The organism is Nocardiopsis sp. CNT312 (genome assembly GCF_000515115.1).
Classification (GTDB): Bacteria; Actinomycetota; Actinomycetes; order Streptosporangiales; family Streptosporangiaceae; genus Nocardiopsis.
In genome coordinates, this window is sequence record NZ_AZXF01000010.1 from 98,988 (window position 1) to 111,228 (window position 12,241).

The 12,241-nt window shown below is 69.7% G+C and carries 8 protein-coding genes; 4 read left to right on the forward strand and 4 right to left on the reverse strand.

The annotated features are described in order from the left end of the window. The first annotated feature begins 714 nt into the window (after positions 1 to 714). The 4 genes from B042_RS0102220 to glgB all read left to right on the forward strand — a co-directional run bounded on the left by B042_RS0102220 (position 715) and on the right by glgB (position 8,571). A complete protein-coding gene (locus B042_RS0102220) occupies positions 715 to 2,685 on the forward strand; it encodes an alpha-1,4-glucan--maltose-1-phosphate maltosyltransferase (protein ID WP_028646859.1) in 1,971 nt (656 codons plus the stop codon). 100 nt (positions 2,686 to 2,785) lie between these two features. Continuing rightward, a complete protein-coding gene (treS, locus tag B042_RS0102225) occupies positions 2,786 to 4,816 on the forward strand; it encodes a maltose alpha-D-glucosyltransferase (protein WP_028646860.1) in 2,031 nt (676 codons plus the stop codon). A 1-nt stretch (position 4,817) separates the two neighbouring features. Continuing rightward, positions 4,818 to 6,227 carry a phosphotransferase gene (locus tag B042_RS0102230; protein ID WP_028646861.1) on the forward strand — a complete coding sequence of 470 codons (1,410 nt, stop codon included), beginning with the start codon at positions 4,818 to 4,820 and terminating at the stop codon, positions 6,225 to 6,227. 178 nt (positions 6,228 to 6,405) lie between these two features. Then, positions 6,406 to 8,571, forward strand: coding sequence for a 1,4-alpha-glucan branching protein GlgB (glgB, locus tag B042_RS0102235; RefSeq protein ID WP_394296892.1), 2,166 nt, complete (start codon positions 6,406 to 6,408; stop codon positions 8,569 to 8,571). 41 nt (positions 8,572 to 8,612) lie between these two features. On the opposite strand, the gene B042_RS0102240 is transcribed toward glgB, so the two are convergent. The 4 genes from B042_RS0102240 to pyrH form a co-directional block, all read right to left on the reverse strand. Then, complete coding sequence (locus B042_RS0102240; RefSeq protein WP_231493726.1) at positions 8,613 to 9,764, reverse strand: pyridoxal phosphate-dependent aminotransferase; 1,152 nt, start codon at positions 9,762 to 9,764, stop codon at positions 8,613 to 8,615. Positions 9,765 to 9,854: 90 nt separating this feature from the next. Further along, entirely contained in the window at positions 9,855 to 10,790 is a 936-nt protein-coding gene (locus B042_RS0102245) for a phosphatidate cytidylyltransferase (protein WP_028646864.1), read from the reverse strand. Continuing rightward, positions 10,791 to 11,348, reverse strand: coding sequence for a ribosome recycling factor (gene frr / locus B042_RS0102250; RefSeq protein WP_028646865.1), 558 nt, complete (start codon positions 11,346 to 11,348; stop codon positions 10,791 to 10,793). 53 nt (positions 11,349 to 11,401) lie between these two features. Continuing rightward, positions 11,402 to 12,145: a UMP kinase gene (gene pyrH / locus B042_RS0102255; protein ID WP_028646866.1), complete on the reverse strand. Its 744-nt coding sequence runs from the start codon at positions 12,143 to 12,145 to the stop codon at positions 11,402 to 11,404. Between the last annotated feature and the right edge of the window lie 96 nt (positions 12,146 to 12,241).

Here is a 12,241-nt window from a genome sequence, read left to right on the forward strand (position 1 = left end):
GCCGCGTTCAAAGACAGCTCTCGGAGCCCACACTCGCAGGGCCGGTGCGGACGGACCCCGACAGCAAGGGACGTGTCATCGAAAAACTTCCCCAACCCACGGCAAAACACATAGATCACCCATAAGCCGCATAACAAAGACAGGCCCGACGGACGCCGTGGAGCACGTCCACACATCTCGACACCGAGAGGAATCGGCCACGACGGGAACCGCGTTCGGCACAGCACTCCAAAACGGATGCAAACAACTCCTTTCGCACACCCCGAACGCAGGCCGGTGTCCGCAATAGGAGACTGAAAACCAGATCCGCATTCGACCATCCCTACCCACACCCACGGCGCGCCCAACATGCTGGGGGATAATTCCGACTTTCTCTACAGAAGCCCCGAAAACCTCCTCAGAGAGGGTCGCAGTCAGCTCTTCTTATGCACCTTATGAGAAGTTTGCCCAGGTCAAAGCGGCTTAATATCAAACAAATACCACCAAGGCCAGTGTGATAAGGATCACATAAATGATCCGGCCTCGACACTCAGCCAAAACCCACAAGAGGGCAGACGATAGACAGCGGAGTACCCTGAAGCCGCAATCCGGACAGCTTTTTTCCGACACTTCGTTACGCGCGTCTTTCCTTGGATGACGTTCGCGTAATTTCTTCAGAGACCCCCTCCACACGAAGTCCATAACGCCCGAACCATGACAATGACGGTGTAGCCAGTGATCGGTCGCCTGCCCATACTCGACATCTCTCCAGACAACGACCTGGGACCGGTGAAAGCCGTTCCCGGCGAACGCTTCACCGTGAGCGCCACGGTCATCCGGGAGGGCCACGGCTCCCTCGCGGCAGGCGTCGTCCTGCACTCCCCGGAAGGCCGGCGCGAAGCACTCGTCCCCATGCGCGAACACGTGCCCGGAACCGACCGCCACGAGGCCGAGGTCTCCCTGCCCCGCGAGGGCCGGTGGGCGTTCTCGGTCGAGGCCTGGACCGACCCCTTCGCCACCTGGCACCGCACGGCCCGGATCAAACTGCCACTCGGGCAGGACAGCGGCCCCGTGCTGGAGGAGGGCGCCCGTCTCCTCACCCGCGCCGCCCGCCGGGTTCCACGCAACCCGGCCCTGTCCAGAGCCGCCAAGGTCCTGCGCGACGCCGCGCTCCCTCCCGTGGAGCGTCTGGAGGCCGCCCTGACCGCCGAGGTTCTCTCCGCGATGGCGGACCACCCCCTCCGCGAACTCGTCACCCGCTCCAAACGCACCCCGGTCACGGTCCACCGCGAACGCGCCCTCGTGGGCTCCTGGTACGAGTTCTTCCCCCGCTCCGAGGGGGCCGAGGTGGGCACCGCGCCCGGCCGGGAGCGGTCGGGGACCTTCGCCAGCGCGGCCAAACGGCTGCCCGCCATCGCTGACATGGGCTTCGACGTGGTGTACCTGCCGCCCATCCACCCCGTGGGGACCACACACCGCAAGGGCGCCGACAACTCCCTGGCCGCGGGACCGGGCGAGCCCGGCTCCGTCTGGGCCATCGGGTCGGCCGACGGGGGCCACGACGCCGTCCACCCCGACCTGGGCACCCTCGCCGACTTCGACGCCTTCGTCGCCGAGGCCGCCGAGCACGGCCTGGAGATCGCGCTGGACCTGGCGTTGCAGTGCTCGCCCGACCACCCGTGGGTCACCGAGCACCCCGAGTGGTTCGTCCACCGCGCGGACGGGTCCATCGCCCACGCCGAGAACCCGCCCAAGCAGTACCAGGACATCTACCCGCTGCACTTCGACGCCGACCCCGAGGGCCTGTACGCCGAGATCCTGCGCGTGGTGCGCCACTGGATCGGCCACGGCGTGCGCATCTTCCGGGTCGACAACCCGCACACCAAACCGGTGGCCTTCTGGGAGCGCCTGCTCTCCGACGTGGCCGACGAGCACCCGGACGTGCTGTTCCTGGCCGAGGCCTTCACCCGCCCCGCCATGATGCGCACCCTGGCCAAGGTCGGCTTCCACCAGTCCTACACCTACTTCACCTGGCGCAACGGCAAGGAGGAGATCCAGGACTACCTCACCGAACTCTCCACCGAGACCGCGCACTACCTGCGGCCCAACCTCTTCGCCAACACGCCGGACATCCTGCACGCCTACCTCCAGCACGGCGGGCGCCCCGCGTTCGCGGTCCGGGCCGTCCTCGCCTCACTGCTCTCCCCCACCTGGGGGATCTACTCGGGGTTCGAACTGTGCGAGAACGAGCCCGCGGCCCCCAGGAGCGAGGAGTACCTGCACTCCGAGAAGTACCAGTACCGGCCCCGGGACTGGGCCGCGGCGGAGGCGTCGGGCGAGACCCTCAGCGGTCTCCTCGCCACGCTCAACCGGCTGCGCCGGGAGCACCCCGCCCTGCGGGAGCTGCGCAACCTGCGATTCCACCATGTCGACCGTCCGGAACTGCTCTGCTTCTCCAAGCACCGGCCCGGTGACCGCCCCGGCAACCCCGACGACCTCGTCATCGCCGTCGTCAACCTCGACCCGCACCGCGCCCACGAGGCGACGGTGCACCTGGACCTGCCGTCCATCGGCCGCACCTGGGAGGAGGAGTTCACGGTGACCGACGCGCTGTCCGGCCAGACACACACCTGGCGAGCGGACAACTACGTCCGACTCGACCCGGCGGCCGCGCCCGCCCACGTCTTCACCACCACCGGCAGATAGCGCGCTCCGGACGCCAGCGGGGCCGGCGCGCGCACGCGTCGGCCCCCGTCCGAAACGCCCGTTGATCCGACGTCGAACCCTTCTTGGTGGGGAGCAGCAGATGAGCAAAGAGGAGCCCGGACCGCGCGGCCACGCCGAGCACGGTCCGCTCGCCCCGGCCACCGGGGCCGCCACCGGACCGCTCATGTCCTCCGGTGGCACCAGTGACCCCCACTGGTACAAGCACGCCGTCTTCTACGAGGTACTCGCCCGCGGCTTCTTCGACTCCAACGGCGACGGCACCGGCGACCTCGCGGGCCTGGTGCGCAAACTGGACTATCTCCAGTGGCTGGGCATCGACTGCATCTGGCTGCTGCCGATGTACGAGTCCCCTCTGCGCGACGGCGGATACGACATCTCCGACTACTTCAAGATCCTCCCGGAGTTCGGCACCACCGCCGACTTCGTGGCGCTGCTGGACGAGGCGCACCGGCGCGGCATCCGCGTCATCACCGACCTCGTCATGAACCACACCAGCGTCCAGCACCCGTGGTTCCAGGCCTCCCGCACCGATCCGGACGGCCCCTTCGGCGACTTCTACGTGTGGTCGGACACCGACGACCGCTACGAGGACGCCCGCATCATCTTCGTCGACACCGAGACGTCCAACTGGGCCTACGACGAGGTCCGGGGCCAGTACTACTGGCACAGGTTCTTCTCCCACCAGCCCGACCTCAACTTCGAGAACCCCGCCGTCCAGGAGGCGATCCTGGAGGTCCTGCGCTACTGGCTCGACCTGGGCATCGACGGCTTCCGCCTGGACGCGGTGCCCTACTTGTACGAGCGCGAGGGCACCAACTGCGAGAACCTCAAGGAGACCCACGAGTTCCTCAAGCGGGTCCGTGCCGAGGTGGACCGCCTCTACCCCGACCGTGTCCTGCTGAGCGAGGCCAACCAGTGGCCCTCCGACGTCGTCCACTACTTCGGCGACTTCGAGTCCGGCGGCGACGAGTGCCACATGAACTTCCACTTCCCGCTCATGCCGCGGATGTTCATGGCGGTACGCCAGGAGCAGCGGTTCCCGATCTCGGAGATCCTCGCCCAGACGCCGACGATCCCCCGCGACTGCCAGTGGGCGATCTTCCTGCGCAACCACGACGAGCTGACCCTGGAGATGGTCACCGACGAGGAGCGCGACTACATGTACTCCGAGTACGCCAAGGACCCCCGCATGCGCGCGAACGTGGGGATCCGTCGGAGGCTCGCCCCCCTGCTGGACAACGACCGCGACCAGATCGAGCTGTTCACCGCCCTGCTGCTCTCCCTGCCCGGGTCGCCCGTGCTCTACTACGGCGACGAGATCGGTATGGGCGACAACATCTGGCTGGGCGACCGCGACGCGGTGCGCACACCCATGCAGTGGAGCGCGGACCGCAACGCCGGGTTCTCCCGGGGCGACCCCGGGCGCCTGTACCTGCCGCTGATCATGGACCCGGTCTACGGCTACCAGGCGATCAACGTGGAGTCCCAGCGCGACAACCCCGGTTCGCTGCTGCACTGGACCCGGCGGATGATCCACGTCCGCAAACAGCACCCCGTGTTCGGCAGCGGGGAGTTCACCGAACTCAACGCGACCAACCCCAGCGTGCTGGCGTTCATCCGCGCCCAGGGCGACGACCGCATGCTGTGCGTCAACAACCTCTCCCGGCACCCGCAGCCGGTGGAGCTGGACCTGACGCGCTACGCGGGGATCAGCCCAGTGGAGTGCGTCGGCGGCGCGCGCTTCCCCGAGATCGGTGAGCTGCCCTACCTGCTCACCCTGCCCGGGCACGGCTTCTACTGGTTCCAACTGCCCGCACCGGTAGCCGGAGGGGCCGACCGGACCGAGGGGGCCCCGAGCTACGGCCTGCCTGCGGCCGGGGTCCGCGTCCACACGGCCGACGCCGCCGCGAGGGGGCACGTGTCCGCGCCCGCCCTCCGCGACACCGACCGGTACAGCACAGCCACCACGACGCCCGGCACCCCGGCGGACCGCGCCGCCGCGTTCGGCGACGCCGCGTCCGCTCCCCGGACCGCCGTTCCCGGGTTGCCCGACCCGGTCGCGGAACGCTCGGACCGGGGTGGCGGCGGGAAGGGAAACAGGCCGGACTGACATGTCGACACTCGAAGAACTGCTCGCCTCCTGGCTGCCCCGACAGCGCTGGTTCTCCGGCAAGGGCGTCCCCATCCGGCGCCTGCGCGTGGAGAGCCGCCACACACTGGTACCCGCACGGCCGGACGGCCCCGGCCTCGACGTCCTGGTCGTCCAGACCGAACAGCGCGGGGCCGGCTCCCGCTACCAGGTCCTGCTCGGCTCCCGGCCGCCGCGGTCCCTGACACCGGATCTGGCGCACGAGGTCATCGGCGTGTGCCGCCTGAAGGGGAGCCGTCCGCGCGCGGTCTACGACGCCTCGCGCGACACGGAACTGACCGCACTGCTCCTCCAGAGGTTCGCCCACCCCCCGACGACGGGGGACGACGCGCAGGTGCGCTTCCGGACCCTGCCCGGCTGCCCGATCAGGGTCGGCGCCCACGGGCGCGTCCTCACCAGTGAACAGTCCAACACCTCCCTGGTCTTCGGCCAGGACTACATCCTGAAGACCTTCCGCAGGCTCTGGCCCGGACACAACCCGGACCTGGAGCTGACCACGGCGCTGAGCGGCTCGCCCCGGGTGGCGCGTACGTGCGGGTGGATCGAGGCGGACCTGCCCGGGTCCCGGGCCCCGGCCACGCTGGCCATGCTCCAGGCCTACATCCCGCAGGCCACGGACGGCTGGCTCCTGGCCACGAGCCGCATCGGCGCACTGGCCGACAGCGGCGGTCCCGACGGCGAGAACTCCTTCGCCGACGAGGCGGAACTGCTGGGCCGCACCACGGCCGAGGTACACCGGGCCCTGGCCCGAGAACTGCCCACCGACGTCCTCTCGCCCGTGGACGCGGCGGGACTCGCCGAGGGCATGATCGAGCGTCTGGCCATCGCCAGTACGGAGGTGCCCGAACTCGCCCGGCACGCACCGCGGGTCATGTCGGCCTACGCCGACTTCGCCCGGACGGACGAACCGCTGCCTGTGCAGCGCATCCACGGCGACTACCACCTGGGCCAAGCGATCCGCGCGTCCTCGGGATGGGTGCTGCTCGACTTCGAGGGCGAGCCCACCGTGCCGGTGAGTGAGCGCCAGAAACTCGCCAGTCCGCTGCGCGACGTGGCCGGCATGCTCCGGTCCTTCGACTACGCCGCCGGCCACCTGCTGGTCCGCCGGCCCGACGACGCGGGGCTGGAGTGGTCGGCCCGATCCTGGGCCCGGCGCAGCCGCGCCGCGTTCTGCGCAGGGTACGCGGACGCGGGCGGCACCGAACCGGACAAGCACCTGACGGCGCTGCGGGCCTTCGAGTTCGACAAGGCCGTCTACGAAGTGCTCTACGAGGCACGGAACCGGCCGGACTGGCTGCGTGTCCCGCTCGACTCGATCCGCTGGGCCACCTCCGGCGCCGCCGCGGCCACCGCACCGCCCGTACCCGGCTGACCACCCGCCACCGGCCCCGACACCCCGACCATCCGACGATGACGGAGACTCCTTGACCACGCCCAGCAGAAAACCGCGTACGCGCTCAACCACCACGACGACCGCCAAGGCCGCCCCCCGCCAGCGGGCCCCGAAGCCGAAGGCCAAGCGGGTCGGCCCTGCAGCAGCCGATCCGGCCCTGCTCGCCGCGCTGGACCGGGTGGTGGACGGGCACCACCACGACCCGCACGGCCTCCTCGGCGCCCACCCCGACGGCACCGGGCGCACCGCGGTCCGCGTCCTGCGCCCCGGGGCGCGGGAGGTGGGCCTGCTCCTGCCCGACGGCACCCGGGTCGCCCTCGACCACCTGCACCGCGGGGTGTTCGGGGGAACGCTCCCCGAGGGGTGCGGGCCCGCGACCGACTACCGGGTCGCCACGCGCTACCAGGACGGTCCGGAGACGGTCTCCGCCGACCCCTACCGTTTCGCACCCACCCTCGGCGAACTGGACCTGCACCTGATCTCCGAGGGGCGGCACGAGGAGCTGTGGCGCGCCCTGGGCTCCCACGTCCGCACGATCGACACCCCGATGGGCGAGGTCGAGGGAACCGGGTTCGCGGTGTGGGCGCCGGACGCGCGCGGCGTGCGCCTGATCGGCGGCCTCAACCACTGGAACGGGGGCGGACACCCCATGCGGAGCCTGGGCTCCAGCGGTGTCTGGGAACTGTTCGTCCCCGGGGTGGGCGACGGCGAGCTCTACAAGTTCCAGGTGCTGGGCGGCGACGGTCACTGGCGGGACAAGGCCGACCCGATGGCGCGCCGGACCGAGGTGCCCCCCGCGACGGCGTCGGTGGTGACGACCTCCTCCCACACCTGGGGCGACCAGGAGTGGATGGCCGAGCGCAAGGGCGTGGAGGCGCACCGCGCGCCGATGAGCGTGTACGAGGTGCACCTGGGGTCGTGGCGTCCGGGGCTGGGCTACACGGAACTGGCCGAGCAACTGGTCGAGTACGTCACCGACATGGGCTTCACCCACGTGGAGTTCCTGCCGGTGGCGGGGTATCCGTTCGACGGCTCGTGGGGCTACCAGGTGACGTCGTACTACGCGCCCACGCCGCGCTTCGGTTCGCCGGACGAGCTGCGCCACCTGGTGGACGCGCTGCACCAGGCGGGTGTCGGGGTGTTCTTGGACTGGGTCCCGGCGCACTTTCCCAAGGACGAGTGGGCGCTGGCCCGGTTCGACGGCTCGGCGCTGTACGAGCACCCCGACCCGCGCCGGGGCGAGCACCCCGACTGGGGCACCCTGATCTTCAACTACGGGCGCACCGAGGTCCGCAACTTCCTGGTGGCCAACGCCCTGTACTGGCTGGAGGAGTTCCACGTCGACGGCCTGCGGGTGGACGCGGTCGCCTCGATGATCTACCTGGACTACTCGCGCGACTCCGGCCAGTGGGAGCCGAACATGTTCGGTGGACGGGAGAACCTGGAGGCGATCGACTTCCTCAAGGAGCTCAACGCCACGGCCTACCGGCGCAACCCCGGCATCACGATGATCGCCGAGGAGTCCACCGCCTACACCGGCGTGACCACGCCCGTGGACCGGGGCGGCCTGGGCTTCGGGATGAAGTGGAACATGGGGTGGATGCACGACACCCTGGAGTACGTGAAGAAGGAGCCGGTCCACCGCCAGTACCACCACAACGACCTAACGTTCGCGATGGTGTACGCCTACAGCGAGAACTACGTTCTCCCGCTGTCGCACGACGAGGTCGTGCACGGTAAGCAGTCACTGCTGAACAAGGTGCCGGGCGACGAGTGGCAGCGCACGGCCACCGTGCGGGCGCTGCTGGCGTTCATGTGGTCGCACCCGGGCAAGCAGCTGCTGTTCATGGGCGGGGAGATCGCCCAGGGCGAGGAGTGGCGGCACGAGTCCGGGGTGCCGTGGTGGCTGCTCCAGTTCGACCACCACGCCGGGGCTCAGCGGCTGGTCCGCACGCTCAACGACCTCTACCGGCCGCGCCCGGCCCTGTGGTCGCTGGACACCGACCCGGCGGGCTTCCAGTGGCTGGACGCAGGCGACCACCAGGGGAACACGGTGACCTACCTGCGCCGCGGTGAGGACGGCTCCGCGCTGGTGTGCGGGGTGAACTTCTCCCCGGTGCCGCGCCCGGGTCTGCGGGTGGGGCTGCCCTCGGGCGGCCGGTGGAACCGGGTGCTGGACTCCGACGAACCCCGGTTCGGCGGCTCGGGTTACGAGGGGCCGGCCCACGTGCGGGCACAGGAGCGCGGGTGCAACGGCCAGCCGTTCTCCGCCGAGATCACCCTGCCGCCACTGGGTGCGGTCTGGTTCGAACCCGAGGGCTAGCCGAAAGCGGGGGCCGGTGCGCACCGGCCCCCGCGGCGCGGTCAGGGGCGGTGCCAGGCCTTCAGGCGCCGCACCGCCTCGTCAAGGACCTCGTCCCTCTTGCAGAAGGCGAAGCGCAGCAGGTGCACGCCCTCCTCCTCGTGGTCGTAGAAGACCTGGGCGGGGACGGCCGCGACCCCTGCCTCGCGGGGAAGGGCGAGCGCCAGCCGGACACCGTCGTCGTGGCCGAGGGGGCCGATGTCGGCCATGAGGAAGTAGGTCCCCTCACACGTGTGCACGCCGAACCCGGCCTCGGCCAGCCCGGCGGCCAGCCGGTCCCGCTTGTCCTGGAGCGAGGCGCGCTGGGCCTCGATCCACGCCCGCTCGGTGTCGAGAGCGTCGGCGACCGCCAGTTGCAACGCCCCGTTGGCGGAGAAGGTGAGGAACTGGTTGACCGTGCGCACCGCGCGTACCAGTGGTTCGGGGCCCGTGACCCATCCGAGCTTCCACCCGGTGACGGCGAAGATCTTGCCGACGGAGGACACCGACAGGGTCCGCTCCCCCATCCCGGGCAGCGAGGCCAACGGCAGGTGCGGCCGGCCGTCGAAGGTCAGGAACTCGTAGACCTCGTCGGTGAGGGCGATCAGATCGTGCTCGCGGCACAGGGCGGCGACCATCTCCAGCTCGTCGGCGGTGAACACCGTGCCCGTCGGGTTGTGCGGGGTGTTGACGACGATCATCCGAGTGCGGGGCCCCACGGCCGCACGCAGTTCGTCGGGGTCGAAGGTGAACGCGCCCCGCTGGGGGTCGGGCCTCAGCGGCACAGGTCGGCGCACACCCCCGGCCAGGGAGATCATCGCCGCGTAGGAGTCGTACATCGGCTCGAAGACGACCACCTCGTCGCCCCGCTCGACCAGGGCGAGCAGTGCCGCGGCGATGCCCGCGGTGGCCCCGACCGTCACGTACACCTCGGTGTCCGGGTCCAGGTCGATGCCGTACTCACGCGAGCGGTAGCGGCTCACCGCCGCACACAGTTCCGGGCGCCCCGGGCCCGGAGGGTACTGGTTCACCCCCTCCAGGATGTGCCCGGTGGCCGCCTCCAGCAGCGACCGGGGCCCATCGGTGTCGGGGAACCCCTGGCCGAGGTTGACGGATTCGGTCTCGACGGCCAGACGGGTCATCTCCGCGAAGACCGTCTCACCGTAGGAGCGCATGCGTTCGATCAGCGGTTCATCCACGCAAGCGAGCGTATCGGTCCCCCGGCGTACCGGACCGGGGTGGGGACCCGCGGGTCCCCACCCCGGTCAGAGCAGCAGGCTGAGCACCACCCACGCCACGGGGCTGGCGATGAGCAGGGAGTCGAGCCGGTCCATCAGACCGCCGTGGCCCGGCATGAAACTGCCCATGTCCTTCACCCCGAGATCGCGCTTGAACAGCGATTCGATCAGGTCGCCGACCGTGGCGGCGAAGACGACCGCCAGTCCCAGCACCGCGCCGACCCACCACGGACCGTCCAGCATCAAGACGACGCACAGGGCACCGGCGACGGCGCAGGCGACGACGGACCCGCCGAAGCCCTCCCAGGTCTTGTTCGGGCTGATCACAGGGGCCATCCTGTGTCGGCCGAGCAGGATCCCGGCGAAGTAGCCGCCGATGTCGCTAGAGATCGTCACCACGATGAACGCGATGAGGCGGAACTGGCCGTCCTCGGGATGGGCGATGAGCAACTGCCAGATACCGAACAGGAACGGCAGGTAGACCAGGATGAACAGGTTGGCGGACACATCGGCCACGAAACCGTCCTGGCCGCCGCGCAGCCGCCACACCAGGCAGGCGACGGCGGTCAGCGCGGTCGCGCCCACCAGCCACTCGGCGCCGCCGAAGTGGGCTGCCGGCTGCATGAGCGCACCGCCCACCGCCAGCGGCACCAGGGCCGGTTTCACACCCTTGCCGACGAACGCCCGGTTGACCTCCCGCAGCCCGATCAGCACCCCGGCCACGGTGATGATCGTGAAGAGCTGCGGCCAGGGGAAGATCGTGAGCAGCACGAGCGCGCCCAGGACACACCCGCTGATGATGGCCACCGGGAGGTTGCGGCCGGTCTTGACCGGATCGCCCCCCGGCTTGTGCAGCACGAAGCGCTGTCCCTCGGCCCTGTCGGAGTCGGGGCGCGACTCCGCGTCGGGTCTGTGCTCGTGCGAGGGGTCGCGCCCCTCGGAGCCCGTGGAAGGAGATGTCACCTAGACCTCGAGCAGTTCGGTTTCCTTGTGCTTGAGCACCTCGTCGATGGACGCGACGTACTTGTGGGAGAGGTCGTCGAGCTCGCTCTGGGCGCGGTGCGCCTCGTCCTCACCGATCTCACCCGCCTTCACGCCCTTCTCGAAGGTGTCCTTGGCACGGCGGCGGACGTTGCGGATGGAGACCTTGCCGTCCTCGGCCTTGGTCCGCACGACCTTGACGTACTCCTTGCGGCGCTCCTCGGACAGGTCCGGGAACACCACGCGGATGACCTGGCCGTCGTCGGAGGGGTTCACGCCCAGGTCGCTGTTGCGGATGGCGTTGATGATCTCGGTCCGCGCGTTGACGTCGAACGGCGAGATGACCACCATCCGCGGTTCGGGGACCGAGAAGGAGGCGAGCTGGTTGATCGGCGTCCGGGCACCGTAGTAGTCCACGGTGATCTTGTTGAAGGTCGCGGGGGTCGGGCGTCCGGTACGGATCGTCGCGAACTCCTCCTTGGTGACCGCCACGGCCTTCTCCATCTTCTCCTCGGCTTCGAGGAGGGTCTCTTCGATCATGTCAGCGCTCCCGGATTCGACTCTGGTGTTCGTGGCTTGCCGACCGTGCCGCCTCAGGCGGAGGCCGGTCCGACGATGGTGCCGATCTTCTCACCGCGGACCGCGCGCAGGATGTTGCCCTGGCTCATCAGGTCGAAGACGACGATGGGCAGCCCGTTGTCCATGCACAGGCTGACCGCGGTGGCGTCCATGACCTTGAGTCCGCGGGTGAGGACCTCGTTGTAGTTGAGCTTGTCGAACTTGACCGCGTCCGGGTTGCGCCGGGGGTCGGAGTCGTAGACCCCGTCGACCTGGGTGCCCTTGAGGACCGCCTGCGCCCCGATCTCCAGCGCTCTCTGGGCGGCCGTGGTGTCGGTGGAGAAGAAGGGGGCGCCCAGGCCGGCACCGAAGATGACCACGCGGCCCTTCTCCAGGTGGCGGACGGCCCGTCGCGGGATGTAGGCCTCGGCGACCTGGCTCATGTGGATCGCGGTCTGCACGCGGGTCTCCACCCCCAGACGCTCCAGGAAGTCCTGGAGGGCGAGGCAGTTGATGACGGTGCCGAGCATGCCCATGTAGTCGGCACGGCCGCGCTCGATCCCGCCCTCGGTGAGCTGGGCACCGCGGAACATATTGCCGCCGCCGACGACCACGGAGACCTCGATGCCCTCGGAGACGGCCTCGGCGATGGACTCCGCGACGTACTGGACGATCTCGGGGTCGATGCCCAGACCACCTCCGCCGGCGAAGGCCTCACCGGAGAGTTTGAGCATCACGCGTTTCCAACCGGAATCGTGCATTGCGGGTTCGGTGCTCATGGTTTCGTTCTCCGACACGGCCCCTTGGCCTCCCTTGGTGTCCCCGAGTGGCCCCAGGGTCCCCCGATTGTTCCTGCCGGGTGGGGAGCGGGCGCT

What these genes read in the sequence shown, in the direction of transcription:
- treS (WP_028646860.1), top strand. Translation starts at nt 2,786, where the DNA reads ATGAGCAAAGAGGAGCCCGGACCGCGCGGCCACGCCGAGCACGGTCCG.
- B042_RS0102230 (WP_028646861.1), top strand. Translation starts at nt 4,818, where the DNA reads ATGTCGACACTCGAAGAACTGCTCGCCTCCTGGCTGCCCCGACAGCGC.
- B042_RS0102240 (WP_231493726.1), bottom strand. Translation starts at nt 9,764, where the DNA reads ATGCGCTCCTACGGTGAGACGGTCTTCGCGGAGATGACCCGTCTGGCC.
- frr (WP_028646865.1), bottom strand. Translation starts at nt 11,348, where the DNA reads ATGATCGAAGAGACCCTCCTCGAAGCCGAGGAGAAGATGGAGAAGGCC.
- pyrH (WP_028646866.1), bottom strand. Translation starts at nt 12,145, where the DNA reads ATGAGCACCGAACCCGCAATGCACGATTCCGGTTGGAAACGCGTGATG.